This window comes from Pseudomonas marginalis, assembly GCF_024169655.1.
GTDB classification, from domain to species: domain Bacteria; phylum Pseudomonadota; class Gammaproteobacteria; order Pseudomonadales; family Pseudomonadaceae; genus Aquipseudomonas; species Aquipseudomonas paraveronii.
This window is the reverse complement of the sequence record NZ_JALJWV010000001.1, coordinates 81,570-107,917: the sequence shown is the minus strand read 5'-3', so window position 1 is coordinate 107,917 and position 26,348 is coordinate 81,570. Positions and strand designations below refer to the sequence as shown.

At 59.3% G+C, this 26,348-nt stretch carries 23 protein-coding genes and 1 tRNA gene; 8 read left to right on the top strand and 16 right to left on the bottom strand.

What is annotated here, in order from left to right; genetic code table 11:
- Positions 1-8 precede the first annotated feature (8 nt).
- The 4 genes from J2Y83_RS00450 to J2Y83_RS00435 all read right to left on the bottom strand — a co-directional run bounded on the left by J2Y83_RS00450 (position 9) and on the right by J2Y83_RS00435 (position 2,886).
- Complete coding sequence (locus tag J2Y83_RS00450) at positions 9-935, bottom strand: sigma 54-interacting transcriptional regulator (RefSeq protein WP_253392547.1); 927 nt, start codon at positions 933-935, stop codon at positions 9-11.
- 49 nt (positions 936-984) lie between these two features.
- Entirely contained in the window at positions 985-1,566 is a 582-nt protein-coding gene (locus J2Y83_RS00445) for an alpha/beta hydrolase (protein ID WP_247395714.1), read from the bottom strand.
- 229 nt (positions 1,567-1,795) lie between these two features.
- Positions 1,796-2,161: a response regulator gene (locus J2Y83_RS00440; RefSeq protein ID WP_253392545.1), complete on the bottom strand. Its 366-nt coding sequence runs from the start codon at positions 2,159-2,161 to the stop codon at positions 1,796-1,798.
- 38 nt (positions 2,162-2,199) lie between these two features.
- A complete protein-coding gene (locus J2Y83_RS00435; protein ID WP_253392543.1) occupies positions 2,200-2,886 on the bottom strand; it encodes a Crp/Fnr family transcriptional regulator in 687 nt (228 codons plus the stop codon).
- An 83-nt stretch (positions 2,887-2,969) separates the two neighbouring features.
- Between J2Y83_RS00435 and J2Y83_RS00430 the strand changes: the two genes are divergently transcribed.
- Positions 2,970-3,497 carry a DUF962 domain-containing protein gene (locus J2Y83_RS00430; protein WP_253392541.1) on the top strand — a complete coding sequence of 176 codons (528 nt, stop codon included), beginning with the start codon at positions 2,970-2,972 and terminating at the stop codon, positions 3,495-3,497.
- A 109-nt stretch (positions 3,498-3,606) separates the two neighbouring features.
- On the opposite strand, the gene J2Y83_RS00425 is transcribed toward J2Y83_RS00430, so the two are convergent.
- From J2Y83_RS00425 to dibA, 6 genes are all read right to left on the bottom strand, one after another.
- Complete coding sequence (locus J2Y83_RS00425; protein WP_253392533.1) at positions 3,607-4,587, bottom strand: sulfate/molybdate ABC transporter ATP-binding protein; 981 nt, start codon at positions 4,585-4,587, stop codon at positions 3,607-3,609.
- Positions 4,588-4,590: 3 nt separating this feature from the next.
- Complete coding sequence (cysW, locus tag J2Y83_RS00420) at positions 4,591-5,463, bottom strand: sulfate ABC transporter permease subunit CysW (RefSeq protein WP_253392531.1); 873 nt, start codon at positions 5,461-5,463, stop codon at positions 4,591-4,593.
- A 13-nt stretch (positions 5,464-5,476) separates the two neighbouring features.
- Complete coding sequence (gene cysT, locus J2Y83_RS00415) at positions 5,477-6,295, bottom strand: sulfate ABC transporter permease subunit CysT (protein ID WP_247395722.1); 819 nt, start codon at positions 6,293-6,295, stop codon at positions 5,477-5,479.
- A 168-nt stretch (positions 6,296-6,463) separates the two neighbouring features.
- Entirely contained in the window at positions 6,464-7,474 is a 1,011-nt protein-coding gene (locus tag J2Y83_RS00410) for a sulfate ABC transporter substrate-binding protein (protein WP_253392529.1), read from the bottom strand.
- A gap of 177 nt (positions 7,475-7,651) precedes the next feature.
- Entirely contained in the window at positions 7,652-7,834 is a 183-nt protein-coding gene (gene oscA / locus J2Y83_RS00405) for a sulfur starvation response protein OscA (RefSeq protein ID WP_010565387.1), read from the bottom strand.
- A 301-nt stretch (positions 7,835-8,135) separates the two neighbouring features.
- On the bottom strand, positions 8,136-10,067 hold the full coding sequence (dibA, locus tag J2Y83_RS00400) for a phosphodiesterase DibA (protein ID WP_253392527.1): 1,932 nt from the start codon (positions 10,065-10,067) through the stop codon (positions 8,136-8,138).
- A 166-nt stretch (positions 10,068-10,233) separates the two neighbouring features.
- Here dibA and desA point away from each other — a divergent pair, with 166 nt between their 5' ends.
- Together desA and J2Y83_RS00390 are read left to right on the top strand one after the other, a co-directional pair.
- The gene (desA, locus tag J2Y83_RS00395; RefSeq protein ID WP_253392525.1) at positions 10,234-11,418 is read left to right on the top strand and encodes a delta-9 fatty acid desaturase DesA; all 1,185 of its coding nucleotides are present in this window, start codon (positions 10,234-10,236) and stop codon (positions 11,416-11,418) included.
- A gap of 199 nt (positions 11,419-11,617) precedes the next feature.
- Positions 11,618-12,619, top strand: coding sequence for a GGDEF domain-containing protein (locus tag J2Y83_RS00390; protein ID WP_253392523.1), 1,002 nt, complete (start codon positions 11,618-11,620; stop codon positions 12,617-12,619).
- Between the two features lie 65 nt (positions 12,620-12,684).
- On the opposite strand, the gene J2Y83_RS00385 is transcribed toward J2Y83_RS00390, so the two are convergent.
- The 3 genes from J2Y83_RS00385 to gabD all read right to left on the bottom strand — a co-directional run bounded on the left by J2Y83_RS00385 (position 12,685) and on the right by gabD (position 16,937).
- Positions 12,685-13,893 (bottom strand): HDOD domain-containing protein, encoded by a 1,209-nt coding sequence (locus J2Y83_RS00385; RefSeq protein ID WP_253392521.1) that lies wholly within the window; start codon positions 13,891-13,893, stop codon positions 12,685-12,687.
- A 141-nt stretch (positions 13,894-14,034) separates the two neighbouring features.
- Positions 14,035-15,312, bottom strand: coding sequence for a 4-aminobutyrate--2-oxoglutarate transaminase (gene gabT, locus J2Y83_RS00380; RefSeq protein ID WP_253392519.1), 1,278 nt, complete (start codon positions 15,310-15,312; stop codon positions 14,035-14,037).
- 182 nt (positions 15,313-15,494) lie between these two features.
- Positions 15,495-16,937 carry an NADP-dependent succinate-semialdehyde dehydrogenase gene (gabD, locus tag J2Y83_RS00375; RefSeq protein WP_253392517.1) on the bottom strand — a complete coding sequence of 481 codons (1,443 nt, stop codon included), beginning with the start codon at positions 16,935-16,937 and terminating at the stop codon, positions 15,495-15,497.
- Between the two features lie 369 nt (positions 16,938-17,306).
- Between gabD and J2Y83_RS00370 the strand changes: the two genes are divergently transcribed.
- Both J2Y83_RS00370 and J2Y83_RS00365 read left to right on the top strand, forming a co-directional pair.
- Positions 17,307-17,383, top strand: a tRNA-Arg gene (locus J2Y83_RS00370).
- 106 nt (positions 17,384-17,489) lie between these two features.
- Positions 17,490-17,867, top strand: a complete 378-nt coding sequence (locus tag J2Y83_RS00365) for a hypothetical protein (protein ID WP_253392514.1) — start codon at positions 17,490-17,492, stop codon at positions 17,865-17,867.
- A gap of 357 nt (positions 17,868-18,224) precedes the next feature.
- On the opposite strand, the gene J2Y83_RS00360 is transcribed toward J2Y83_RS00365, so the two are convergent.
- On the bottom strand, positions 18,225-18,875 hold the full coding sequence (locus tag J2Y83_RS00360; RefSeq protein WP_052735757.1) for a hypothetical protein: 651 nt from the start codon (positions 18,873-18,875) through the stop codon (positions 18,225-18,227).
- A gap of 893 nt (positions 18,876-19,768) precedes the next feature.
- Between J2Y83_RS00360 and J2Y83_RS00355 the strand changes: the two genes are divergently transcribed.
- Together J2Y83_RS00355 and J2Y83_RS00350 are read left to right on the top strand one after the other, a co-directional pair.
- The gene (locus J2Y83_RS00355; protein ID WP_253392512.1) at positions 19,769-20,020 is read left to right on the top strand and encodes a hypothetical protein; all 252 of its coding nucleotides are present in this window, start codon (positions 19,769-19,771) and stop codon (positions 20,018-20,020) included.
- A 35-nt stretch (positions 20,021-20,055) separates the two neighbouring features.
- On the top strand, positions 20,056-20,409 hold the full coding sequence (locus tag J2Y83_RS00350; RefSeq protein WP_253392510.1) for a hypothetical protein: 354 nt from the start codon (positions 20,056-20,058) through the stop codon (positions 20,407-20,409).
- A 644-nt stretch (positions 20,410-21,053) separates the two neighbouring features.
- Here J2Y83_RS00350 and J2Y83_RS00345 read toward each other — a convergent pair.
- Both J2Y83_RS00345 and J2Y83_RS00340 read right to left on the bottom strand, forming a co-directional pair.
- Positions 21,054-21,509: a hypothetical protein gene (locus J2Y83_RS00345; RefSeq protein ID WP_253392508.1), complete on the bottom strand. Its 456-nt coding sequence runs from the start codon at positions 21,507-21,509 to the stop codon at positions 21,054-21,056.
- Positions 21,510-21,746: 237 nt separating this feature from the next.
- Complete coding sequence (locus J2Y83_RS00340; protein WP_247400187.1) at positions 21,747-22,811, bottom strand: 2,3-butanediol dehydrogenase; 1,065 nt, start codon at positions 22,809-22,811, stop codon at positions 21,747-21,749.
- 562 nt (positions 22,812-23,373) lie between these two features.
- On the opposite strand from J2Y83_RS00340, the gene J2Y83_RS00335 reads away from it, so the two are divergent.
- A complete protein-coding gene (locus J2Y83_RS00335) occupies positions 23,374-26,340 on the top strand; it encodes an MHYT domain-containing protein (protein WP_253392506.1) in 2,967 nt (988 codons plus the stop codon).
- Positions 26,341-26,348 lie beyond the last annotated feature (8 nt).

Here is a 26,348-nt window from a genome sequence, read left to right as displayed (position 1 = left end):
CCTTTTATTCAGGTTGATATTCCATTTTGTTCATGTAGGAATTTGCGCAAGGTTTCCCGTTCGACCGCACTGGCGCTTTCGAATATCCGCTGCACCTGCTCCAGCGGCGAACCGGCGGTCGGCAGGTTCAAATGCTCCGGCAAAATCTCGTCGCCGCTGCTGACCAGCAAGGCAAAGTGGATGACGTTCTCCAGCTCGCGGGTATTGCCCGGCCAGCTATGGTGTTCCAGCACACGCTGGGCCGCGTCGCTGATCAACGGCACCGGCAGGTCCAGGCGCTGGCTGTAGATGCCGAGGAAGTATTCGGCCAGGGACAGGATGTCGCCGACCCGCTCGCGCAAGGCCGGCAGGTCCAGTCGGCCTTCGCTGAGGTAATGGAACAGCCGCTCGTGGAACTTGCCTACGGCCACGGCCTGGGCCAGGTCGATGCTGGTCGCCGCCACCAGGCGCACGTCCACCGGGCTTGGCTGATGGGCGCCGACGCGGGTGACTTCGTGGTTTTCCAGGGCGGCGAGCAATTTGACCTGGATCGGCAGCGGCAAGTCGCCGATTTCATCCAGGTACAGGGTGCCGCCATTGGCCGAGCCGAACCAGCCGGCCCGACTGCTCGCCGCGCCACTGTGAGCGCCGGCGGCGTAGCCGAACAACTCGGCATCGGCATAGGTCGGGCTGATCGCGCCGCAATTGACCGAGACAAACAGCCCGGCGCGGTCGCTGCCCCGATGGATATGCCGCGCGAGCAACTCTTTACCGCTGCCGGTCTCGCCGCGAATCAACACCGGCAAGGCGCGAGGCGCGAGGTGTTCCAGCGCTTCGCGCAGTTGCCGCGAACGCGGGTCGACGAACACCAGTGCCTTAGCGCGGATGCTCAGCGGGCTCTTTTCGGCGTCGGGGAAGGTCAGCAGCGGCTGACCGAAAGTTTCATGCAGACTCATGGCAGGCTCCCGCCCCCAATCCGCTCAGGGACGGGGCGTTGAAAAATGTTCAGGCCGTGCGCCGGGCGTGATGCTCCAGGCGGCTTTGCAGGCGATAGAGATACGCGAAACCCTGCTCCCAGCGCTGGTGGCCGGACTTCACATTGATATGCCCCGCGCCGGACAAAATGCCGGCTTCGGCGCCCCAATTGCGCGCCAGTTCCAGGGCCCTGGGGGCGCTGACGGCACTGTCGTTGTCGGAGCTGACCACCTGGCTGGGAAACGGCAGCAGGTCGCGCGGAATCGGCGCGAAGTTACGCAAGGCGGGGGCACAGGCCGGGCGTTCGACATCCGCCGGCGCCACCAGCAACGCCCCGCGTACCTGCCGCAAAAACTGCAGCGGGGCAGTAGCAGCCCAGTGGGCCACGGTGATGCAGCCCAGGCTATGGGCGATCAGAATCACCGGCGTGCTGTCGGCGGCAATCGCCTCGGCCAGCGCGGCCACCCAGTCTTCGCGACGCGGCGTCAGCCAATCGGCCTGCTCCACCCGCGCACTGTTGGGCAGGCTGTTCTGCCAATGCGTTTGCCAATGATCTTCTGGCGATCCTTGCCAGCCCGGCACGATCAGGTAACGAATCGATTCGCTGTGCATGGGTGTGCCCTCCTGCAGCGTTTAACGTTGCTGAACAGTATAGGGACGGGGTTTATATTCGTTAAGGAATAAGAAGCTATTTATTAATAACTAAAAAATCAAACTATAGGAGGGGCGGTGTATCAGCTAGCGCATTCATCAATTGATCCACCGTCATCGGGGGCAAGCCCCCTCCCACATTTAACAGCCGGGCTTGCTCGCGATAGCGAGAGCCCAGGCCACACATCTATCAGCGCCCGCGATCACGACGCAGTAGTTTTTTCACGCGCATGACCAGCGCCTTGTCTTCAAACGGCTTGAGTAAATAGTCATCCTCATGCAATTCCAAGTCGCGCAGACGGTCTTCGATCCCACCCGGGCTGGTCAGAAACAATACCGGCGTCTCGCCCTTGTGCCGAATCGCCTGCTGCAACTTCCAGGCATTCAGCCCGGGCAGCATCACATCCAGAATCACCAGGTCGTACTCGGTGCCTTCGACAAGCCGCTGCGCCACCATCCCGTTGGCCGCAACTTCCACGGAATAACCGGCTTCGTTCAAGCCCTGGGCCATCCGTTGTGCCTCTTCGGATTCATGTTCCACTAACAGCACGCGCATAACACACCTCGATTGGTCAGGCTTGCAGGCTAACACCCTCAGGCATGCGCCGCCTCACGCAGGCGCTGTGCATCGAGGATTTCGATCTCGCCGTAACCCAGGCGCACGATGCCCTGGGCTTGCAGGTCCTTGAGCAAGGCGTTGGTGGTCTGGCGCGACAGGCTCAACATCGCCGCCAGGTCTTCCTGGGGCAACTGCAGCCGACGTTTTGAGTGCTCGATGTCGCCATACCCCTCAATGATCATCAACAAGCGATGGGCCAGCCGCACCGAGGCCGGCATCAGGCTGAGCTGTTCGAGGCCGATAAAACTCAGGCGCAACTTTTGGCTCATCAACAAGGCCAAGTCGCGCCAGTACTGCGGGGTTTCATCAAGAATATTCAGCAATGCCTGCTGGGGCACCTGCAACAACGTACAGGGTCCGACCGCGCAGGCGTCGTGAGTGCGCGGCAGGCCGTCGAACAGGCAGATTTCACCGAACCAGTAGGGCAACTCCACCAGGCTCAGCACCGCCTCCTTGCCCTGCTCGCTTACCGCGCTGATACGCAGGGTGCCGTCGAGCACCGCATACAAGCCGCAGGGCGGGTCACCGCGCTTGAACAGGTATTGCCCCGCCGTCAGCTGCCGCAGCCGGGCGTGGGCCAGCAGACTATGCTGAAAAGCGGCGGGCAGGTGGCTGAACCAGTGCCCGGTAGCCAGCCGGGGTCGCCATTGCTCTGCGTTCATGAGAACTCCGAAGATTGTCGCCCAGTTGACAGTTAGGCGAAGGCTGACAAGGCATGATCAAACATCCTACAGGAGGAATAACAATGAAAAGCCTCGTCGACCACCTCGGTCAATACGCCGCCTACCACCGCGACCCGCGCAATATCGCCAGCCACTTTATCGGTATCCCACTGATCGTGGTCGCCGTCGCAGCGTTGCTTTCACGCCCCGAGTGGCCGCTGGGCGGGTTCTGGCTGTCGCCGGCGCTGATCGTTGCGCTGCTTGCGGCGTGGTTCTACCTGCGCCTGGAACTCGCGCTGGGCGTGCTGATGAGCGTGCTGATGGGCTTGTCGGTGTGGGCCGGGCATGTACTGGCGGCGCAAAGCACGACGGTCTGGCTCAGCGGCGGTATCGGTATGTTCGTGGTGGGTTGGGTGATTCAGTTTGTCGGGCATTACTACGAAGGCAAGAAGCCGGCGTTTGTGGATGATGTGTCGGGGCTGATCGTCGGGCCGTTGTTTGTGGTGGCGGAGTTGGCGTTTTTGCTGGGGTTGCGGCATGAGCTCAAGCAGCAGATTGAAGAGCGTTCGGGGCCAGTCGCTCGCCGCGATCTAAAGCCGAGAGAAGTCTGAATGTGGGAGGGGGCTTGCCCCCGATAGCAGAGTGTCAGTCACTGAAGATATTGACTGATCCATTGCAATCGGGGGCAAGCCCCCTCCCACATTTGTTATTGCAGTGTGTTCAGGCTTTTTGCCAGACCTTGGGTTTGAAGAACAGGGTTTCACCACGGGTCAGGCCAGTCAGGCTGTCGTGGTCTTTCACCACTTCGGCCTCGATCAGCTCGCTCTGGCCTTCGACTTTCAAGGTCACCCGCGTGGTCGCCCCCAGCGGCCGGATATCGCGCACTTCGGCCGCATGGTGGTCTTCCAGTTCATGGCGTGACAACGACACTTCATGGGGGCGGAACAGCACGTGCTGGTCTCCACCCAGGTGCAGGCGGTTGGAGTCGCCGAGGAAGTGGTAGACGAAATCGCTGGCCGGGTTTTCGTAGACGTCGCCCGGTGAGCCGATCTGCTCGATCACGCCCTTGTTCATTACCACGATACGGTCGGCAACTTCCATCGCCTCTTCCTGGTCGTGGGTCACGAACACCGAGGTCAGGTTGATGTCTTCGTGCAGGCGCGCCAGCCAGCGGCGCAGCTCTTTGCGCACCTTGGCGTCGAGGGCGCCGAACGGTTCGTCGAGCAGCAGCACTTTGGGCTCCACCGCCAGGGCGCGGGCCAGGGCGATACGCTGGCGTTGGCCGCCGGAGAGCTGTTCCGGGTAGCGGTCGGACAGCCAGTCCAACTGCACCATGTTCAACAGCTCGTGGACTTTGACCGCGATCTGGCTTTCGTTCGGGCGCTGGTTTTTCGGCTTCATGCGCAGGCCGAAGGCGACGTTATCGAACACGGTCATGTGGCGGAACAGCGCGTAATGCTGGAACACAAAACCGACGTTGCGATCACGCACGTCGTGGCCGGAGACGTCTTCACCGTGGAACACGATGCTGCCCTCGTCCGGGGTTTCCAGGCCGGCAATGATGCGCAGCAAGGTGGTCTTGCCGCAGCCGGACGGGCCGAGCAACGCCACCAGCTCGCCACTCTGGATGTCCAGATTGATGCTGTTCAGGGCCTTGAAGGCGTTGAAATTCTTGCTGACATTACGGACTTCAATGGACATGGATTATTCCTCACCGCTTGCTGCGCGCAGGCGGTTGATACGGTTCTCGCTCCACTGCTTGAGCAGCAGGATGAAGAGCGCCAGGATCAGCAACAGGCTCGCTACCGCAAACGCAGCAACGTGGTTGTATTCGTTGTAGAGAATCTCGACGTGCAGCGGCAACGTGTTGGTCACGCCGCGAATGTGGCCGGACACCACCGACACCGCGCCGAACTCACCCATCGCCCGCGCGGTACACAGCACCACGCCGTAGATCAGGCCCCATTTGATATTCGGCACGGTGACGTGCCAGAACATCTGCCAGCCATTGGCGCCGAGCAGCCGCGCGGCTTCTTCTTCCTGGGTGCCTTGTTCCTGCATCAGCGGGATCAGCTCCCGGGCCACGAACGGCACGGTGACGAAGATGGTCGCCAGCACGATGCCGGGCAAGGCGAAGACGATCTGGATGTCGTGGTCTTGCAGCCACGGGCCAAAGAAGCCCTGGGCGCCGAACATCAGCACATAGACCAGACCTGCGATCACCGGCGACACCGAGAACGGCAGGTCGATCAACGTCACCAGGATGCTCTTGCCACGGAACGAGTACTTGCTCACGCACCACGCGGCGCTGACGCCGAACACCACGTTGAGCGGCACCGAGATCACCACGGCGACCACCGTGAGCTTGAGCGCCGACAGCGCGTCGGGCTCGAGGATCGCGGTGAAGAACGCGCCGAGGCCATTCTTCAAGCCCTGGGACACCACGATAAACAGCGGCAGCAGCAGGAACAGGAAGAACACCAGCCAGCCCAGGCTGATCAGGATGCGCCGCGACAGCGCACTGCCACGCCGGGCAGCGTTGGCCGAGGACGCGGCGGAGATAGACGATTGGGACATGTTCCGCGCCTCCTTATGGGTGTTCGATGCGCCGCTGCAGCAAATTGATCAGCAGCAGCAACACGAAGGAAACCACCAGCATCAGCACACCGATGGAGGTGGCGCCGTGGTAGTCGTACTGGTCGAGCTTGACCATGATCAGCAGCGGCAGGATCTCGGTCTTCATCGGCATGTTGCCGGCGATGAAGATCACCGAGCCGTACTCACCGACGCCACGCGCAAACGCCAGGGCGAAGCCGGTCAGCCAGGCCGGCAGCAACGCGGGCACGAGGATGTAGCGGAACACCTGCAACGGCTTGGCGCCCAGGCAGGCGGCGGCTTCTTCGATTTCCCGGGGGATATCGGCGAGGACCGGCTGCACCGTGCGCACCACAAATGGCAACGTGACGAAGGTCAGTGCCAGGGTGATGCCCAAGGGGCTGTAGGCGATCTTGAAACCCAGGTCGGCGGCGAACTGGCCGACCAGGCCGGTCGGCGTGTACAGCGCGGTCAGCGCGATACCGGCAACGGCGGTGGGCAGGGCGAACGGCAGGTCGATCATCGCATCGATGATCTTGCGCCCGGGGAAGGTGTAGCGCACCAGCACCCAGGCCAGCAGCGTACCGATCACGCCATTGATCAGCGCGGCGTACAGCGCGGTGCTGAAGCTCAATTTCAATGCCGCCAGCACACGCGGTGCGGTGATGATGTTCCAGAACTGATCCCAGGTAAGTTGAGCGGCGTGTACGAACATCGCCGCGAGGGGGATGAGTACGATCAGGCTGAGGTACACCACGGTGTAGCCCAGCGTCAGCCCGAAGCCGGGTATGACGGGGGAAATACGACGCGACATAAGAGTCCTTGGTTAGCAGGTCTGACACACAAAACCCGCAGGTGAATGCGTGCTCTGTAGGAGCGGGCTTGCCCGCGAAAAACGTCAACGATAACGCGCACATTCTGGGTGCACACGGTGCCTGGACCTTCTTCGCGAGCAAGCTCGCTCCTACAAAGGGCGGTGTTTTTATTGCGCCGTGTAGATCTGGTCGAACACGCCACCGTCATTGAAGAATTTCGGCTGCGCAGTTTTCCAGCCGCCGAAGTCTTTGTCGATAGTCACCAGGTCCAGTTTCGGGAACTGCTGGGCGTACTTGGCGGCGATTTTCTCATCGCGTGGGCGGTAGAAGTTCTTCGCCGCAATCTCCTGGCCCGCCGGGCTGTACAGGTGCTTGAGGTATTCGGTGGCGATCTCGGTGTTGCCCTTTTTCTCGGCGTTTTTGTCGACCACGGCCACCGGCGGTTCGGCGAGGATCGACAGGGACGGCACGACGATGTCGAACTTGTCGGCACCACCGTCTTCTTTCAACGCCAGAAACGCCTCGTTTTCCCAGGCCAGCAGCACGTCACCCTGACCGTTGTTGACGAAGGTGATGGTCGAACCGCGCGCGCCCGTGTCGAGGACCGGTACGTGCTTGAACAGCGCTTGCACGTATTCCTGGGCCTTGGCTTCACTGCCTCCGGCTTTGAGGCCGTAGGCCCAGGCGGCGAGGAAGTTCCAGCGCGCACCGCCGGAGGTTTTCGGGTTCGGGGTGATGACCGACACGTCTTTCTTGATCAGGTCGCCCCAGTCCTTGATGCCTTTTGGGTTGCCCTTGCGCACCAGGAACACGATGGTCGAGGTGTATGGGGTGCTCGCGTCCGGCAGACGGGTCTGCCAGTTTTGCGGCAGGGTCTTGCCCAACTTGGCGATTTCATCGATGTCACCGGCCAGCGCCAGGGTCACCACATCGGCGCGCAGGCCGTCGATCACCGCACGGCCCTGTTTGCCCGAGCCGCCGTGGGATTGCTGGATCTTGACGCTGTCGCCGGGGTGGGACTGTTTCCAGTAGCTGGTGAACTCAGCGTTGTAGTCCTGGTACAGCTCACGGGTCGGGTCATACGAGACGTTGAGCAACTCGTAGTCCTTGGCCACGGCAGAGCCGGCAAACACGGCGCTGGCCAAGGCAGCCAGGGCGTAACGGCGAATCGACGACATAGAAAGCTCCTGAAATTCTGGGGTGTTGGCTGACGACTGTAGGAGCGAGCTTGCTCGCGAAAAACGTCAACGATAACGCTGCACATCAGGTGCAACGCGTTGCCTTCAAGCTTTTCGCGAGCAAGCTCGCGCCTACAGGGGCATTTCTTATAGTGATGGGTCTATCGCCGCTCTTGCTCAGGCCGGTTTGTTACCCGGGTTTTGCAGGCGGAATTTTTCTTTGCGTTCGATCTGTACCACTTGAGCGTTGTGTACAGTGATTTCCACCGCGCCAAAGCGCAGATCGCGCAACGCGCTCTGGATCTCGCGCAAAATGGCTGCTTCGTCCTGGCCGTCGACGCTACGTAGAGATGCGCTCATGGTCTCGCTCCTGAAATGAAGAGTGCCGCGCAGTAGCGGCACTGCTTGCGGCGTGAGGGCGATAGTAGATAAGCGCAGATATTCTTAAAAATACTATTTAAGAATGTTTATATAACCAAAAAGAATTTTCTGGCAGGACGCGGGGTTGCGAAGGTTTTGCGGGTGAAAATACTGACGCACAGACGCTGCTGACCCCTGGGGGAGCCGCGCTTACTCGCGATGAGGGTGTCGACAGGCGGCGAATATTTCGTCTGAAAGTCCCTCATAGAGGGCAAGCCCGCGCTCACATTTTGGCGGTGTTTCAAGTCTCGTTCGTGGAGGGTTGTCGAATGACGGGCGCCAGCGCCCAATCGATCTCACTCGCCGGCATCGGCCGCCCAAACCAATACCCCTGCCCCATGCCGCATTCGTGATCCAACAGGAACCGCGCCTGTTCCACCTGTTCAATCCCTTCCGCCTGGACCTGCATGCCCATGCTTTTCGCCAGGGCAATCACCACGCGCACGATGGCGGCGTCGTCTTCATCCCACGGCAACCCAGCAACAAAGCCCTGGTCGATCTTGAGCTTCTGCACCGGCAGGCGCTTGAGGCGCAGCAGCGAGGAATAGCCGGTGCCAAAATCGTCAATGGCCAGGCGCAGGCCAAGCTCGCGCAGGCGGTGCAGTTGCTCCAGGGCCACTTCGGGGTCTTCCATCACTGCGCTTTCGGTGACTTCCAGCTCAAGGTAAGCCGGGTCCAGGCCGGTGTCATGCAGCACCTGGGCGACTTGGTCATACAACTCGCGTCGCGCAAACATGCGGCTGGACACGTTGATCGCCATAAAGCTCAGCGGCGCGCCGTCAGCCAGCCACTGGCACATCTGGGCGCACGCCTGGTGCATGACCCAGGCGTCGATATCGGCAATCAGGCCGGTGCGTTCGGCGATGGGGATGAACTCGACCGGTGGCACCAGGCCGCGTTCCGGGTGCTGCCAGCGCACCAGGGCTTCGACGCCGACCAGGCGGCTGGTTTGCAGGTCGTGAACCGGCTGGTAGTAAACACGCAGCTCCTGCTGGTCGAGGGCGCGACGCAGTTCGCTGGCGATCTCCACGCGGTTCTGGGCGTGGGCGGTCAACTCTTCGGTGTACAACGCGTAGCCTTCACGGCCGACGCTCTTGGCCTTGAACAACGCGGAATCAGCGTTACGCAACAACTGTTGGGCGCTCAGTGCGTCGCTGGGGAAAAGGCTGATGCCAACGCTCGCGCTGATAAACAATTGATGGCCATCAAAAATAAACGGGAGTTTCATCGCATCGAGCATGCGTTGCGCGAACGCGGCGGCTTGCACCACCTGTGGACAATTTTCCGCCAACAGCGCGAACTCGTCCCCTCCCAGCCGCGCCAGCGTCACGCCGGGGCCGAACAGGCTTTTCAGGCGTTCACCGACCAATTTGAGCAATTGGTCGCCGACGTTATGGCCAAGGCTGTCGTTGATGATCTTGAAGTGGTCCAGGTCGAGCAGCAGCAACGCACAGCCGCGTTTATGCGCTTGCGCCGAAGTCAGGGCCTGCTCGGCGCGGTCGGTGAACAGCAGGCGGTTGGGCAGGTCGGTCAGCGGGTCGTGGTGAGCGAGGTGCGCCAGTTCGTGCTCGGAATCCTTGATGGCACTGATATCGGAAAACACCGCGACGTAATGGCTGACATGGCCCAGGTCATCGTAAATCACCCGAATGGTTTGCCATTGTGGATAAATTTCGCCGCTTTTGCGCCGGTTCCAGATTTCGCCGCTCCACTCGCCGGTCTGCTCCAGAGCCTGGAACATCTGTTGATAAAAACTCGACGAATGGCGGCCTGACTTGAACAGGCTGGGTTGCTCACCCATGACATCTTCGCGCCGGTAGCCGGTGATCTCCATAAAGGCCCGGTTCACATGGACGATCTTCCCCTGGGCATCGGTGACCAGCACCCCTTCGCGGGTGCAATCGAACACGGCGGCGGCCTGGCGCAGGCGTTCGCGACTCTCTTTCAGCGGTTGCAGCCGTTGGTTGACGTGCTCAAAGCGCGCACAAATCAGGTAAATCACCAGGGCGCTGATGGCCACCCACACGTAGCCGCGCAGCTGCAGCCACTGGTTTAACTCCACCGGGTTATCGAGAAACTCGATCAATACCCGGTGAGTAAGCACGACCCACAGCAGCGAAACCAGCAGATATACCAACCCTGCGCGCCGGGCCCCTCGGTATGAAAACAACATATGGCCAATAATCCTTACTAAAAAGCTAGATTCGCCCTACAAAGGTTAGGGATTATAGAATAAGAAACATCCGCTCACTTCTATCTGAAAGGTCGGCTGGTTTTCTCTGTAGGCTTAGTGATAATGCGTAAGCTGTTTTTTTCTTTATCTGAGGGCCATACAGCCTATGTGGTACAACGGTTTTCTTGACCTGTCGGCCTGGCAACTGGTGGCAGTCACCCTGTTGATGACCCACGTGACCATCATTGGGGTCACCGTCTATCTGCACCGCTATTCAGCCCATCGCTCCCTGGAGCTCAATGCTGGCCTGAAACACTTCTTCCGCTTCTGGCTGTGGCTGACCACGGCGCAGAACACCCGCGAGTGGACCGCCATCCACCGCAAGCACCACGCCAAATGCGAAACCGTCGACGATCCACACAGTCCCGTCATTAAAGGCCTGTCTACCGTATTGCGCAAAGGCGCCGAGCTCTATCGCGCCGAGGCAGAGAACCCCGAGACCCTGCGCATCTACGGCAAGAACTGCCCGGACGACTGGATCGAACGCAGACTCTACACGCCTTACCCGCTGCTGGGTGTGGCAATCATGGGTGTGATCGATCTTCTGCTGTTCGGCACCATCGGTATCACTATCTGGGCGATCCAGATGATGTGGATTCCATTCTGGGCCGCCGGTGTGATCAACGGCCTGGGCCATGCCGTGGGCTATCGCAACTTCGAATGCCGGGACGCTGCGACCAACCTGGTGCCGTGGGGCATCATTGTGGGCGGCGAAGAGTTGCATAACAACCACCACACCTACCCCAACTCCGCCAAGCTGTCGGTGAAGAAATGGGAGTTCGACCTCGGCTGGGCGTGGATCAAACTGTTCAGCTTCCTGCGCCTGGCCAAGGTGCAGCGTGTCGCACCGATCGCCCACCGCGTGGAAGGCAAGGGCCACCTGGACATGGACACCGCCATGGCAATCCTCAACAACCGTTTCCAGATCATGGCCCAGTACCGCAAGCTGGTGATCGGCCCGCTGGTCACGCAGGAACTGGAGAAGGTCGATCACTCGGTGCGCCACCAGTTCCACCGTGCCAAGCGCTTGCTGTCGCGGGAAACCAGCCTGCTGGATGACCGTCACCACCTGCGTATCCAGAGCATGCTGGAACACAGCCAGGCCCTGAAAGTGATCTACGAAAAGCGTCTGGCCCTGCAGCAGATCTGGCTCAAGACCAGCTCCAACGGCCACGATATGCTGGCCGCGATCAAGGAGTGGGTGCATGAGGCCGAGGCCAGCGGCATCCAGTCCCTGCGCGACTTTGCCCACCAACTGAAGACTTATTCGTTGCGCCCGGCAGCGGTGTGAACACGCCGGGGGAAGGCTTGCCTTCCCCCTGATCACTTTTTTGACGCCATTCTCCAGACACCCCTTAATCCGTCAAAATCGCCCCCGATGACGGAACTTAGACGCAATTCACCCCTCTCAGACAACACTTCGCCATCATGGTGGCCCCTTGTTGTGACCGCTGCTGAACCCTGCGGCGCGCCCAGAGAGAGTTGTGCCGATGGTCCACAAAAAGACTCACCTGCTCGATCCGCCGACCGCTAAAACCCCACGCCCCCCTACCGCAGCGAACTTGCTGGCGTTGATGCACGCCCAGGGCGAGGTCGAGCGGCTGAGTGAGCGTGAACAATTACTGAGTTCACTGCTGGTCAGCGTGAGTGCGGTGCTATGGGCCATCGACTGGGAGTCGCGGCGCGTGCTGTATGTGAGCCCGGCGTATGAGCGGGTGTTCGGCCGTTCCGCCGGCCTGCTGCTGGCCGACCACCGGGAATGGCGCAACAGCATTCATCCCGAAGACCTCGACTACGCCGAACACAGCCTGGCCCGCGTGCTGGAGCAAGGCGCCGTGGAAGACCGCGAGTACCGCATCATCACGGCCGACGGGCAGATTCGCTGGCTCAGCGACAAGTGCTATATCAACCAGCAGGTCGAGCCGGGTGAACCGTTGATTGTGGTCGGCATGGCCGAGGACATCACCGACAAGAAACAAATGGAGCTGGAGCTGCACCGTCTGGCCACCACCGATGCGCTGACCCAGAGCAGCAACCGCCGGCACTTTTTCGAATGCGCCAACCAGGCCTTCGACAGTGCCTGCGCCCAGGCTTCGCCGCTGGCGTTCCTGCTGCTGGACATCGATGACTTCAAGGACGTCAACGACACCTACGGCCACCTGGAGGGCGATCAGGTGTTGCGGCGCATCGCCGAGAGCGGTCGTGGCGTATTACGCCGTGGCGACCTGTTCGGGCGCATTGGCGGCGAAGAGTTCGCCGCCGTACTCCCCGGTTGCGCGCCGGATACAGCCCTGCAAGTCGCTGAACGGCTTGGCAAGGAAATCCAGGCATTGAGCTTCAGCTATGACGGCCATGCGTTTACCGTGACGGTCAGCCAGGGGCTGGCCAGCCTCAACGAGCAAGACTCGACCTTGAACAGCCTGTTCGGCCGCGCCGACGCCGCCATGTACGAGGCCAAGCGCCTGGGCAAAAACCGCGTGGTTGCTGGCTAGAGGACCAACACAGATCAAATGTGGGAGCGGGCTTGCCCCCTCCCACATTTGAATTGCATCGCCCTCTAGGCCTTGCGCAACCTCATCAGCTCCGACAACCCCACCTTGAGCAAGCGCGCGGTTTTGCTCCTGGCCAGTGCTTCCAGCCCTTCATGCTCGGTCAACCGCGCCATCTGCGCCGCCAGGTTCATCACCAGCGCCTCCCGCGAATACACCCCGCCCTCCAGCGAGTAGACCGCCGCGATCAACTGGCGCAGCTCCAGCGGCAAGCGCCAACGCGTGCGCAACGCCGAACCGTAGGCGGCCCCCAAGGCGTGGAGAGACTCGCCAATCGCTTCGTCATCCAACGCCCCGCCACCCTGGCGCCAGTCTTCCAGGCAGCGCAATAAGGCCAGGTCGCCGAGCCGATGCAGGATGCCCGCGCTGTAACAGCGCTCGTGGTCCAGCTCCAGCATGCGCGCCAGGCGGCGGGCGAAGTCGGCGGTGTCCTGGGACAACTGCCAGTGACGCTCGGCATACGCCACCAGGCCCGGATCACCCAACGCCACGTTGTGCTTGAGGGCCAGGCCGAGGATCAGGTTCATGCTTTGCCCGGCCAGCAGCGTGTGCAGCGCCGCCGACAGGGTCTGCACCGGCGTGCCGTGATTGCCCGCGCTGTTGGCGGCGGCAATCAGCACGGCGGTGATCTGCGGGTCCATGCGCACCCGGTCTTCCAGGCGATTGAGGTCCAGGCCCTCCGGCCCGAGGCTGTCTTGCACGGCGGCCTTCACATCGACCCACAGCGGCGCGCCATCGCAGGCATCGCGGCGGCGCTCGAGGAACACCGGCAAGGTCATGCCCGGCGCCAGTCGCGGCACTTCGCAGTACACGCTTTCGCCCTCGTTGAGCAGCAGGTCTTGCAGGCGCTGGGTCAGGCCTTCCATGTTCAGCGGTTTGGTCAGATACGCCGTGGGCGCCAGGGGCAAGGCCTCACGCACGCTGGCGCTGTCATTGCGGCTGCTCAGCAAGATGAACGGCAGCGCGGGCGAACGACGCTGCTGGCGCACGGTGCGCAACAGGCTCAGGCCATCGATGCCCGGCAGTTCCCAATCCGCCACGATCAGGTCGTAGGCCTTGTCGCGCAGCAGCGTAGCCGCTTGCCGGCCATCGGCACACACATCCAACCGTGCATCGCAGCGCACATTCAACAACACCTGCTTGAGCAGGTCCCGCGACCAAGGGTCTGCCTCGGCAATCAACACTCGGGGTACAGCGGGCAAATCAACAGCACTCATCCAGCACGCTCCATCTGCAATGCCTGCACCTTAGACAATGCGGTGGCCTACGCACAATGAACAACCGCTGAATGTGCTGTCTCGGGCACAAAAAAAAACCCGCCGAAGCGGGTTTTTTCTATCGATCGGTTCAGCCCGTGCTTACAGCTCGGAGAAGCACTCTTCGATGATTGCCAAGCCTTTGTCCAACTGCGCATCCGGCGCGGTCAACGGAACCAGTACGCGCAACACATTGCCGTAAGGGCCGCAGGACAGCAGGATCAAGCCCTTCTCACGCGCCTTGGCCACCACGGAGGCGACGGCAGCGGCGTTTGGCTTGTGGCTGTCGCCACCTTCGAACAGCTCGATCGCGATCATCGCGCCCAGGGCACGCACATCGCCGATCACCGGGTACTTGGCCTGGATGGCCTTGAGGCCGGTGACCAGACGCTCGCCGACGGCTTTGCAGCGATCCAGCAGGTGCTCTTCTTCGAACACTTCCAACACGGCCAGGGCCGCGGCGCAAGCGATCGGGCTACCGGCGTAGGTGCCGCCCAGGCCGCCTGGCGCGATGGCGTCCATGTATTCGGCCTTGCCGCACACACCGGCCAACGGGAAACCGCCGGCGATGGATTTGGCGAAGGTGGTCAGGTCGGCAGTCACGCCCATCTGTTCCATCGCGAAGAACGTACCGGTACGGCCGGCACCGGTTTGCACTTCGTCGGCGATCAGCAGGATGCCGTGCTTGTCGCACAGTTCGCGCAGGCGCTTCATGAAGGCTTTAGGCGCGACGTAGAAACCGCCTTCGCCCTGCACCGGCTCGATGATGATGGCAGCGATATCACGCGGCTCGGCATCGTTTTTGAAGATGCGTTCGATGCTGGCGATGGAGTCGTCGACGCTCACGCCATGCAGTTCGTTCGGGTACAGCGCGCGGAAGATGCCGCCTGGCATCAGGCCCATGCCGGCCGAGTAAGGCACGACTTTACCGGTGAGGCCCAGGGTCATCATGGTGCGACCGTGGTACGCGCCGGTGAACGCGATAATGCCGGCACGGCCAGTGGCGGCGCGGGCGATTTTCACGGCGTTCTCAACGGCTTCGGAACCGGTGGTGACCAGCAGGGTTTTCTTGGCGAAATCACCTGGGACCTTGGCGTTGATTTTTTCGCACAGCTCCACGTAAGGCTCGTAGGCCAGTACCTGGAAGCAAGTGTGAGTCAGCTTGTTCAACTGCTCGGTCACGGCCGCGATGACTTTCGGGTGTACGTGACCGGTGTTCAGCACGGCGATACCGCCGGCGAAGTCGATGAACTCGCGACCTTCAACGTCGGTCACGGTGGAGTTCTTCGCGGATTCGGCGAAGATCGGGTGAATCTGGCCAACACCGCGTGGTACAGCGGCTTCGCGGCGTTTCATCAAAGAAGCGTTGGTCTTGCTCATAAAGTCCTCATTCGCCACTCATCGGGTGGCGTGGTCCAAGGAATACGTGGCGGGGAGGCAACTATGGCAGCATGCGATGATCGACTGCCACAGCGTTCCCGGCCACTACGAATAACGATGTAAAACGCGCAAAGGATCAGCGCTCTCGTGCCCTTTGCGCTTGCAGCAATGCCTTGCCGGGCTTAGATGCCCAGGCAGAGGTATTTGATTTCCAGGTAATCCTCGATCCCGTACTTGGAACCCTCACGGCCCAGGCCCGAAGCCTTGATGCCGCCGAACGGTGCCACTTCGTTGGAGATCAACCCGGTGTTGACGCCCACCATGCCATATTCCAGGGCTTCGGCCACACGGAACACACGGCTCAGGTCGCGAGCATAGAAGTAGGAAGCCAGACCGAACTCGGTGTCGTTGGACATCGCGATCACTTCGGCTTCGTCCTTGAAACGGAACAGCGGCGCCAGCGGGCCGAAGGTTTCTTCCTTCGCCACAGCGGCGTTTTTCGGCACGTTGGTCAGGATGGTCGGCTCGAAGAAGTTACCTTCCATGACCTTGCCACCCGCCAGCAGCGTAGCGCCTTTGGCCAGGGCATCAGCAATGTGCTCCTGGACCTTGGCCACGGCTTTGCCGTCGATCAGCGGGCCGGTGGTGGTGCCGTCTTCCAGACCGTTGCCGATCTTGAGCTTGGCCACCGCTACTTTGAGTTTTTCAGCGAACACGTCGTACACCGCGTCTTGAACGTACAGACGGTTGGCGCAGACGCAGGTCTGACCGTTGTTGCGGTACTTGGAAATGATCGCGCCTTCAACGGCCTTATCCAGGTCAGCGTCGTCGAACACGATGAACGGCGCGTTGCCGCCCAGTTCCAGGGACACTTTCTTGATGTCCTTGGCGCATTCAGCCATCAACTGGCGACCGATTTCGGTCGAGCCGGTGAAGGACAATTTACGCACGATCGGGTTGCTGGTCAGCTCGCTGCCGATATCGCCGGCGCTGCCGGAGACCACGCTGAACACGCCTTTCGGAATGCCGGCACGCTGGGCCAATTCAGCCAGGGCGAACGCGGAGAACGGCGTTTGCGATGCAGGCTTGAGCACCATGGTGCAACCAGCGGCCAGGGCCGGGCCGGCTTTACGCGTGATCATCGCAGCGGGAAAGTTCCACGGCGTGATCGCGGCTGTCACGCCGATCGGTTGCTTGATCACGATCAGACGCTTGTCCGGCTGGTGACCGGGAATCACGTCACCGTAGACGCGCTTGGCTTCTTCGGCGAACCACTCGATAAAGGACGCGGCGTAGACAATTTCGCCCTTGGCTTCGGCCAGCGGCTTGCCCTGTTCCAGCGTCATCAGGCGGGCCAGGTCTTCCTGGTTCTCGATGATCAGCTCGAACCAACGGCGCAGCTTGTTGGCGCGCTCCTTGGCGGTCAGCGCACGCCAGGCCGGCAGCGCCTTGTCGGCGGCTTCGATGGCGCGGCGGGTTTCAGCGGCGCCCATCTTCGGCACGGTGCCGAGAATTTCGCCCGTGGCGGGGTTGTTGACCTTGATGGCCTGACCGTTGTCCGCATCGACCCAAGCCCCATCGATAAAGGCTTGCTGGCGGAACAACTGGGCATCTTTAAGCTGCATGTCGGCTTTCCTTAACAGCACCGCGCGCGCGCGGAGCGAATTAGAGTTTTTGAAAGGCGCCTTGTGGGCTGCCGTCAGGGAAATCAGCCCCAGCGTGCAAGCAAGTGGATAGCGCACGGGAGACAGAGCGTTTGAAATCTCAAACGAATCCTAGGATCAATGGGGGTATAGGGCAATAGGATGTTCGAAAAAAAGAACAAAAACCGCACATTTGCCGGATTTATCGGATCAGCGACCTTCAGCCCGGTTCCCCGCCACCGCTCCCTCGCGCCCGACGCAGAGCCCCGACACGGACAATTCCTACCCGCCAACGGCCAAAAACCAGCATGGACGCCCAAGGTCGACATGGGTATGATGGCGCCCGCACAAGCATCCGTAGCTCAGCTGGATAGAGTACTGCCCTCCGAAGGCAGGGGTCGTGGGTTCGAATCCCGCCGGGTGCACCATCTTCTTTCCCTTGTATTACAAGGGGATAGCGCTCCTGACAGAAACCTGTCCTAGTCCTGAAAGTCGTTTTTTGCCACAAATTTGCCACACTCAAAAGTGGCGGGAATGGTCGAAATGGCAACAATCAGGAATCGCGGCGAGTATCAGTGGGAAGCGCAAATCCGCCGTAAGGGCTATCCAGCCCAGCGCAAAACCTTTGAAACCAAAGCCGATGCCCAAGCCTGGGCACGCATGATCGAAAGCGAAATCGACCGGGGTATTTTTGTCTCTCGGGTCGAGGCTGAACGCACCGCCTTTCATCAACTTATTGATCGCTATATCTCTGAGATTGCTCCGAAGCACAAAGGCGCTTATTCGGAAATCAAACGTCTGGAAGCGCTTAAGCGTCACCCGCTGGCGACACGCATCGTTGCCACCCTCACCTCTTCAGATTTTGCACGCTACCGTGACGAGCGCCTGAAGATTCGGAAGGGCAATATGTAAGAATGGAAGCAAGCTTTTCGCTTGTTCAACCTCTATGAGGACAAATTCTGCTGTATCGAGTTGCTGTTTAACATTTTCGACCAGTTCGTGAGCCTGCAACGGGAGTCCCTCTAACACAGCCTCCAAGGCTGATCCGGATTTGTCAGCACTTTGGAAGGTGCCGCAGATGATGTTCCCTCCTGCCATATCTTTCCCCTATCGTGGCTTCGAAGCTTGGATTAGGCAGCTCGCGATTACGTGTCTAACGTCGATTTTTTGCTGGTCTACGCCCGTTGCGAGCGGCCAATTAATCCAAGGCTTGATGAAAAATCCTGCGATTCTCTGACCTTCTGGTGGTCGAGATCGTGACGGGACCTTTCAATCATTTCTTACCTGTTTGAGCCAGTTCCAGAAAGGATCACTGGATTCATGCGCGTCCATGCTTGTTGTGCTTGAGATGAGATCTGATGCGCGCGCCGGGACGCTGAGGCCAAGCGTGCGTTCCACGTACGCACGCAATGCCCTAGGTGGTGCTGGGTAGTCATCATCTGCGTATTGCTGCTCCCGCAGTTCGGCCGGTGTTCTCGTAAACTCCTCTGGCCAGCAGTGCTCGTTGTAACCGATGGCCAGTAAGCGAATCAGGTCTTGCGTACTATTGGTCAAGACGCAGAGCATGTCTGATCCCGAGCCCGAGCCAAGATGGACGATTCGCTGCTGATCGTGGTCGTCCAGCCACAACCCTGCCCACGATCCATCGCCACCAGTCCTGAGGAATATTGATAGCCGCTCGTTTACTCTGGGATCTTCGCAGGCCGTCCATCGAGCAGTATCGGCGGAGTCCGGAACGTGAAAGGCGGTGATAGCGCTGTTGTTGTATTCAGGTTCGGGATGCAAAGTCATGTAGCGGCCCCCGGTCCTATAGTGACGGACGCAGCCTAGTGCTTCCAGGAATTCCATGGTCTGTCGTAATACTGGAGGTACCGGATTGCTTGCCGGGAAGGCGGCTACTAATTCGTCGGTGAAGTTCATGTCTTTCCTGACCTTTGTCTTTAGCGAGTATCGTGAATGAAGGTGGATTGCTATGCCCGGAATATATCGCCATGTGCCACCCAATGCCCGCTTCTGGCCGATTGTGTTGAAAAAGTCGATCCTTCCAGGCTGCGCATGTACTGACTGCTGAAGATGCCTTTTTTGTGCGCGGCTACGCGAAATCTGAGCCCGGAACCCTCTGCTCAAAGTAAAGATTTCAATCTCAAGCGCATACTTTTCTGCATGGAAACCATGGCCGACTTTTTCAACACAATCGGCCGGTAGCGGCCCTCTAAGCGAAAGCCCCTAATTTGATAACACCCGCCTTAATCATCACAAACCGCTCCTCCCAGAGCATTCATTGATGTAACACCTATTTGCCATGTAACACGCATATCGGCAAATCAGTCACAGCTGTGTAACGCCAAATAAATCATTTAAAATCATACAGTTATCTACTTCAGTAACACGCGTAACACCCGTAACACGGTTTTATCAGGGTATCCCCCTAGCCCCATTAGTATTGCTCCTCCAGCGAAGCGAGGCGGGTCATGCTCTTGGCTTTGGTTCGATAGTGGGGACCCTGGAGCATTCTTGAAGGTACGGGGCAAAGAACCCGCAGGATCGTGTTAGCGGAAAGTCACCCAGCTTAGTGAACAGGTGAACTCCAGTTCACCTGTGCATTTGCCCTAACGTTTGAACCGTCTGCGAGCACCATTACCAATACGGTAACGATGCCCTTTTTTCTTCAAGATCCTTTCAATTTCAACATTGAAATTTCAGTAAGCTGGCACGGCTGCCGCTAACGCAGTCCCGCGGGTTTCATGCCCCGTGTCCTCAAGATATCCTCAGGGTCCCCAGCGACTTTTTTCACAACCTGCCCGAGACCACAGATGAGTAACCTTCAGAAGCTGATAGAAAATGCCAAGTCGGGCTTGTCTGTTCAGGAAAAAATCTCTGCTGAGGATTGGCAAGCAATCTCTAAGCAATGCGGAGCCCCTGAAATTGCAGAGATCGAACAGCGTATTGCCAGGTTACGAGCCGAGTTGGAAACGGTTGAGGAGTGGGACGGAGATACCCAAGATGACATACATCTTGCGATTTCCAGGTTCACCCAATTACTAAGGTCCGCGAAAGCACGGTAGCGATGCTAGTGGCGATGGAACCACAAGGATTCAACATGAATAAATTCCTAATAGGCTTCACTTACCACGAGCCCGAACGCTGGGAGTTGTTTCAAAAAGGCATCATTGAAGACTGCGAGTCATCCACCGGCGTTTACGTCACGGCCCCTACGTTGGGGGAGGCAATAGCGTGGACAGAACGCATTGCTGAGGAACTCCTGCGGGTATCCAACTCGGACCCTTCCCTTGACTGGAAGTCATTGGGTTATGACTGCTGGGTAGTGGATGAGCCCAGCAACTCTGATTGGAGTCATTGCCTCGCCTTTTTCCAAGCTGTCGAGACAGGCGTTTTTCCAGATTTTGAGAAGATGGGGACGAGCGCTTACGGGAAGTGGGTCGAGGGTCGTTGAGGCTCGCACACTTAATCCTGCGAGCCCCGGTGAAGCGATCTTCACAGCCCATTTCTTTTGTGACGAACAGCGTTGGATACGTAGTGCGGGGAATTACCAAGGTGCGCCCGCAGTCGTTCGTCATGGTGGCTAAATCGAGCGCCCTAAACGAGTGTGAGAGGAAGCAGTACGCTGCACCGTGTATGCCCACGTGTATGCCTAACCGAAACACTACCAGCTAGACCCTTATAAACCGGCACTAAAAGCCTCCAGTTCAAACGACGCCGGGCCATATACTAGTTTCTGGCTGTCTCAGACAGTCTACGAAACACCCCAAGAAGCCCGCCCCGTGCGGGCTTTCTTGTTTCTGGCTATCCGTCCCTGTCTACCCCTATAACTTCCCGCCGTGTATGCCCATTTGTATGCTTTCAAATTCCTATAACTGGAGCTCGCAAGGTGTCTAGAGAATCCAGGGCGATTCATAGTGACTTACCACAAGCTGGCTCGGCAAAACGAAGGTGAGCCCATCAATCCGAAAAAGTAGATTTCTTCACTAGCGATTCCCAAGCTGAAAGTGGCTTCAAATAACGGCGTTTTCGTTAAATTCCCGACATAAAAAAAGCCCGCAAAGCGGGCTTTTTTCGTGCGCAGGGTAAAAGTGCTAATTACTTGTTCCGCAATAGCACATACGTTTCACCGCCTTTGCGGTCATGCTGAAGAATAAAGTTGTTGTCCTGGATACGCACCTTCGATGGCACACGATCAGCTATTGGCGTTTGCGAGTAAGTCTGCGCGGCACTCAGCAGTTGGCGGGGCAGGCTGTCGTCCGATTGATTCGGAGTGGTGACGACGCATTCCTTTTCGGAAAGTTGCACGCCGAGTTTTTTGTCGGCGGTGAAGCCGAGGCGCATGAAGCCCATGTCCTGGAGGTCGTTGATGCCGAACCGCTTGGCCGCTTCAGCCGAGCCTGCGAATGAGGGCGCAGTCTTCAGGCAGATGTCGACGAAGGCTTCGATGGCCTTGGAGGTGACAGGCGTCGATACGATTGGCGTTGCCGTGGTGCAGCTGGCGAGTACGAACAGGCTGGACAAGGCGAGTGTGCGGAACAACTTATCGGACATGATGTGGGGATCCTTCCATTTTAAATTCGGAGTGCAGCCGTTGGGCTGAACGCCGCCGGAACGGGCGGCGTGCGAATGGTAAATCAAAAGGCCCCACACTTGAGCCAAGTGCGGGGCCTTTTCGTGTGCTTTGCTTTTGCCAGTCCTCAGCCGGGCGACGGGAAAGGCACGATAGATCCCATCAGCACCCCGCCACCCTTTGCCATCTACAACAAAGTGGCAGAATCATCGCTCACCTCAAACCCGAGCAGGCGACACAATAATCTTCACGTTGTGCTCCTTATTCTTAACCAACTCCTCAAAGCCCTGCCCCACGATCTGTTCCAACTGAATGCGCCCCGTCACCAGCGGCGTAATGTCCAGCCGTCCATCAGCGATAAACGCGATCACGTCAGCGAACTCGCCGTTATAGGCCAGCGCGCCCATTACCTGTTTTTCCGTCGCCACCAATTCGAAAAAGTTGAACTCGCTGGGCTCTTCGAAGATTCCCACCAGGACGCACTTGCCGGCCTTGCGGATCAGGTCGATTGCGAGCTTGGCCGTGTGTTTGTTGCCGATGCATTCGAAGCTGACATCCGCGCCGAGTCCGCCCGTCAGGCGGCGTACTTCGGCCAGGGCATCGCACTCATTCGGATCGAGCACATGGGTCGCGCCCACTTCGCGGGCCTTGGTCTTGCGGGCTCCGGACATTTCCAGCGCGATCACCTGCGCGGCACCGGCCGCTTTGGCGCACATGATGGTGCACAGGCCAATGGTGCCGGCACCGACCACCACCACGTTTTGCCCGAGCAGGCTTCCGGCTTTTTTTACCGCGTGCATGCCCACCGCCAGCGGTTCGATCAGTGCCCCGGCTTCGGCCGGAAAGTTCGCCGGCAATTTGTACAGCAGGTTGGCTGGCACGTTGACCAGTTCGGCGAAGGCGCCATTGTTCATCAGCCCGGTGAAGGCCAGGTTCTCGCAGATGTTGTACATCCCGTGGGTGCAGTAGTAGCACGTGCCGCAATGTTGGCACGCATCGGCCGCCACCGGTTCGCCGACGCTGAAGCCCTGCACGCCGGCACCGAGTTCGACGATCTCACCGCAAAACTCATGACCGAGAATGCACTGGCCCTTTATCCCGGTCAGCGGGTGCGGAGCGTCAACCGGGATGAACACCGGCCCGGCCACGTACTCGTGCAAATCGGACCCGCAAATTCCGCACCACTGCACGCGGATTTGCACCCAACCCGCAGGCGGCGAAATGGGCAGCGGAACGTCTTCGACGCGGATATCGTTACGGCCGTGCCAGACAGCGGCACGCATGCTGCGTTGCGGATTGATCGAAAGGGTCATCGCGAAATCTCCTTGAAACGGTTGGTCCTGGCGCCCCGCCAGAGTCCGCCAGCAGGGGCGTCAGTGCGGTTGCACAACGTCCAAAATCAGTCGATTGACCTGCTCGGGGTGATGCCAACGGTCAGCGACACACAACTCATGACGCCACCACGGGCAGAACAGGGAAAGAGGCTGGGCTGGACATCGGGCACCTGTTTTTATTATTGGGTTGCCAGTCGGGCTGGTAGCCAGAGCCAGAGCAAGGCCGGTGCCAGATCCGCAAAAACAGCTGAACAGCCCTTTCTTAGAGCGGTCGATGGAAACCCAAGCGGGGCCGGGATCGCGCTCCAATGAGACGCGTCATATCAGACCGCACGAGGTGGCGACGAGACCGTGAGACGCTGCGTCTCGCCGCCAGCCCCGACCCTGCAAGCCCATTGGCAACACGTATCGTCGCCTCTCCCTCAAGAATTCAGCTCACTCGCCGATGCTTCTAATCACCGGTTCTGTGCCCTTTAACCGACCATCTTCCGCATTAAGGAGTCAACGCGACATGGGGGGTTTCTATAGCCTGTTTATCGACACGCCGGTCGCAGCACTCTACGTGCCGGGCTCTCACAATCCGGGCTTGGTAGTGCTATCTATCCTGGTGTCGATCTTTTCGGCCACCATGTCGCTGCAAACCGCACAGATTGCACGCAAAGCCGAAAGCGCGTTGCATCGACACATGGCTGTCAGCACAGGTGCGTTCGCCCTGGGCGGTGGCATCTGGACCATGCACTTCATCGGCATGCTGGCGTTCGAGCTGCATACCCACGTCCACTACGCGACCGGCCTGACCCTTTTTTCTCTGCTGCCGGCTTGCGTAGCTTCCTGGCTGGCTCTGCGCATGCTTTCAAGTCCCTCCGTCACCGGATTGCATCTCGTCATGAGTGGCACCCTGGTCGGCTTAGGCATCGGGGCGATGCACTACAGCGGCATGGCAGCGATGCAAACATCATTGCAGATGCGTTATGACCCGCTCATCTTCACGCTGTCCATCGTGCTGGCGATCGTCCTCGCGGTGTTCGCTTTGTGGGTGCATTACCGACTTCTACGAACCACATTGACCTCCATGCAACGGTTGCTGGTCAGTGGGACAGTCTTGGGGTCGGCCATTGCTGGCATGCACTACACAGGCATGGCAGCAGTCCGGTTCGTCGGTGTGCCGGACAGCACCTCGCCAGGTGTTCTGCTTAACACCACATTCGCGTCTATCGCGCTTTCCACGTTCACCGTCACGGTGACGGTGCTGGTGCTTGCACTCAATGGCTTGATCCATTCGCGCAAGCTGTACCGAACGATGGAAGAGAACAACCTCAAGATTGAGGAAAGCAAGTCACGCATGGATGCCATCCTAGACACTGCGGTCGATGGCATTATCACTATCGATAGCCGAGGCCTGATCCAAAGTTTCAACCATTCGGCGGAACGGCTGTTTGGCTGGAAAGCCGACGAAGCCATTGGCCGCAACATCAATATGCTGATGCCCGAACCCGACCAGTCGCAGCACGATGGTTACCTGCATAACTACAAGACCACGGGCGCTCCGAAGATCATCGGCGTAGGTCGGGAGGTCATGGGCTTGCGTAAGGACGGCAGCCTGATGCCAATGCGGCTTGCCGTCGGCCGGGTAGACCTGCCCAATGAGCTACTGTTTGTCGGTTTCGTCACCGACATCACCGAGCGTCACGCGCTGGAAGCCTCATTACGCGAGACCGCGGAACGTGCCGAACGCGCGGCCATCGCCAAGAGCACCTTTTTGGCCAATATGAGCCACGAAATTCGTACACCGATGAACTCGATCATCGGGTTCACCGAGTTACTTCTCCAGGGTGATCTGACATCGATCCAGCGCAACCACCTGCACACCGTGGGGCAATCATCCAGACTGCTACTCGGGTTGATCAACGACATTCTTGATACCACCAAGATGGAAAATGGGAGCATGACGCTGGAGTCCATTGATTTTTCGCTCAAAGGGCTTGCTCTACAGATCGAATCCTCAATGCGCTTGGGCGCGCAGAGTAAGCACCTGACGCTCACCCCGCACTACCCGACCGACATGCCTGAATACTTTCAAGGTGATCCCCTTCGCATCTTGCAAGTACTGACCAACCTTGTCGGCAATGCCATCAAGTTCACCGAGCGTGGTGGTATTGAAGTTTCATTTAGCTATACGGACGCCATGGTGCACGTCAAAGTCGCGGACACCGGCATTGGCATGACGCCCCAGCAAATCGAACTGATTTTTGCACCGTTCACTCAGGCCGACGCGTCCATCAGCCGGCGTTTCGGCGGTACCGGTTTGGGCACCACCATTGCGCGTCAGTTGGTCGAACAAATGGGCGGAAGAATTGAGGTTGTGAGCGAGTTCGGACATGGCAGTATCTTCCATGTGCAACTGCCCCTGCCGATAGGAAAAATACCCGAGGCCGCACCGGTTGCGGCGCCCCAGCAGGTGTTGCCACCGCTGAAGATTCTGATCGCCGACGACGTACCCCAAAACCTCGAACTGTTGACGCTGACACTCAGTGGCCGCGGACATCAGGTAGTGGCTGCGCGCGATGGCGGCGAAGCTGTCGCGAAATTCATAAGCGACCACTTCGATCTCATCTTGATGGATGTGCACATGCCAGGCACTGACGGCCTGCAGGCAACACGGCTGATCCGTCAGTACGAGCGCACACACGCTCGCCCTTACACCCCGATCATCGCGCTCACCGCCAGCGTATTGGCCGAAGACCGACAAACCGCACAGCTGGCCGGAATGGACGGTTTCGCGGTCAAGCCGCTAGACGTACCTCGACTGTTCGATGAGATCGCAGGGGTCTTGAAGATCGAACGCGCCCCCGCTCTCCCCGGCGACACCGATAAAACCCTTGCACCTCACCAACTGATCGATTGGGACTCAGGCATCTCGCTATGGGGCAGTGAAAAGCGACTGGCCAAGGCACTCAAGCAATTCCTGGAGTCAGCGGCTACCAACCATCCGTTGCCGGGTGACGCGGACGTCGATATCGACTGGGAGACGACACTTCTCAGCCTACATGGCATCCATGGGGCGTCCGGCAACTTATCGCTCCCCTCCGTGGCCGAACTGGCCTGCACGCTGGAGGATCTGGTCAGGACAGGACGGCAAGAAGAGGCACGCCCTCAAATCACAGAGCTGCGCACTCTGCTAGCGTCCGCAACCCGAGAATTACAGGCCAGCAACGCGCTACTCGTTGAGAAAAAACGCCCCTTGGCCGAGCCCTCCGCGCCCGAACTGCTAGCCCATATGCACCAATTGCTGGCCTGCCTTACGCACAACGAATTGAACGACACAGCGCTAGAGAAGGTCTGCGCCGGGCTCGAGAGCCTGGGTGAACATACACATGTTCAGGTGTTGCGCACGGCGGTCGATGCTTTTGAGTTTGGGCGCGCTCAAACCCTGCTGCAGCAACTCGTTGCCGACCACACCCTGGAAACTCAAGCATGAGCAGGACC

What these genes read in the sequence shown, in the direction of transcription:
- J2Y83_RS00450 (WP_253392547.1), bottom strand. Translation starts at nt 935, where the DNA reads ATGAGTCTGCATGAAACTTTCGGTCAGCCGCTGCTGACCTTCCCCGAC.
- J2Y83_RS00445 (WP_247395714.1), bottom strand. Translation starts at nt 1,566, where the DNA reads ATGCACAGCGAATCGATTCGTTACCTGATCGTGCCGGGCTGGCAAGGA.
- J2Y83_RS00440 (WP_253392545.1), bottom strand. Translation starts at nt 2,161, where the DNA reads ATGCGCGTGCTGTTAGTGGAACATGAATCCGAAGAGGCACAACGGATG.
- J2Y83_RS00435 (WP_253392543.1), bottom strand. Translation starts at nt 2,886, where the DNA reads ATGAACGCAGAGCAATGGCGACCCCGGCTGGCTACCGGGCACTGGTTC.
- J2Y83_RS00430 (WP_253392541.1), top strand. Translation starts at nt 2,970, where the DNA reads ATGAAAAGCCTCGTCGACCACCTCGGTCAATACGCCGCCTACCACCGC.
- J2Y83_RS00425 (WP_253392533.1), bottom strand. Translation starts at nt 4,587, where the DNA reads ATGTCCATTGAAGTCCGTAATGTCAGCAAGAATTTCAACGCCTTCAAG.
- cysW (WP_253392531.1), bottom strand. Translation starts at nt 5,463, where the DNA reads ATGTCCCAATCGTCTATCTCCGCCGCGTCCTCGGCCAACGCTGCCCGG.
- cysT (WP_247395722.1), bottom strand. Translation starts at nt 6,295, where the DNA reads ATGTCGCGTCGTATTTCCCCCGTCATACCCGGCTTCGGGCTGACGCTG.
- J2Y83_RS00410 (WP_253392529.1), bottom strand. Translation starts at nt 7,474, where the DNA reads ATGTCGTCGATTCGCCGTTACGCCCTGGCTGCCTTGGCCAGCGCCGTG.
- oscA (WP_010565387.1), bottom strand. Translation starts at nt 7,834, where the DNA reads ATGAGCGCATCTCTACGTAGCGTCGACGGCCAGGACGAAGCAGCCATT.
- dibA (WP_253392527.1), bottom strand. Translation starts at nt 10,067, where the DNA reads ATGTTGTTTTCATACCGAGGGGCCCGGCGCGCAGGGTTGGTATATCTG.
- desA (WP_253392525.1), top strand. Translation starts at nt 10,234, where the DNA reads ATGTGGTACAACGGTTTTCTTGACCTGTCGGCCTGGCAACTGGTGGCA.
- J2Y83_RS00390 (WP_253392523.1), top strand. Translation starts at nt 11,618, where the DNA reads ATGGTCCACAAAAAGACTCACCTGCTCGATCCGCCGACCGCTAAAACC.
- J2Y83_RS00385 (WP_253392521.1), bottom strand. Translation starts at nt 13,893, where the DNA reads ATGAGTGCTGTTGATTTGCCCGCTGTACCCCGAGTGTTGATTGCCGAG.
- gabT (WP_253392519.1), bottom strand. Translation starts at nt 15,312, where the DNA reads ATGAGCAAGACCAACGCTTCTTTGATGAAACGCCGCGAAGCCGCTGTA.
- gabD (WP_253392517.1), bottom strand. Translation starts at nt 16,937, where the DNA reads ATGCAGCTTAAAGATGCCCAGTTGTTCCGCCAGCAAGCCTTTATCGAT.
- J2Y83_RS00365 (WP_253392514.1), top strand. Translation starts at nt 17,490, where the DNA reads ATGGTCGAAATGGCAACAATCAGGAATCGCGGCGAGTATCAGTGGGAA.
- J2Y83_RS00360 (WP_052735757.1), bottom strand. Translation starts at nt 18,875, where the DNA reads ATGAACTTCACCGACGAATTAGTAGCCGCCTTCCCGGCAAGCAATCCG.
- J2Y83_RS00355 (WP_253392512.1), top strand. Translation starts at nt 19,769, where the DNA reads ATGAGTAACCTTCAGAAGCTGATAGAAAATGCCAAGTCGGGCTTGTCT.
- J2Y83_RS00350 (WP_253392510.1), top strand. Translation starts at nt 20,056, where the DNA reads ATGAATAAATTCCTAATAGGCTTCACTTACCACGAGCCCGAACGCTGG.
- J2Y83_RS00345 (WP_253392508.1), bottom strand. Translation starts at nt 21,509, where the DNA reads ATGTCCGATAAGTTGTTCCGCACACTCGCCTTGTCCAGCCTGTTCGTA.
- J2Y83_RS00340 (WP_247400187.1), bottom strand. Translation starts at nt 22,811, where the DNA reads ATGCGTGCCGCTGTCTGGCACGGCCGTAACGATATCCGCGTCGAAGAC.
- J2Y83_RS00335 (WP_253392506.1), top strand. Translation starts at nt 23,374, where the DNA reads ATGGGGGGTTTCTATAGCCTGTTTATCGACACGCCGGTCGCAGCACTC.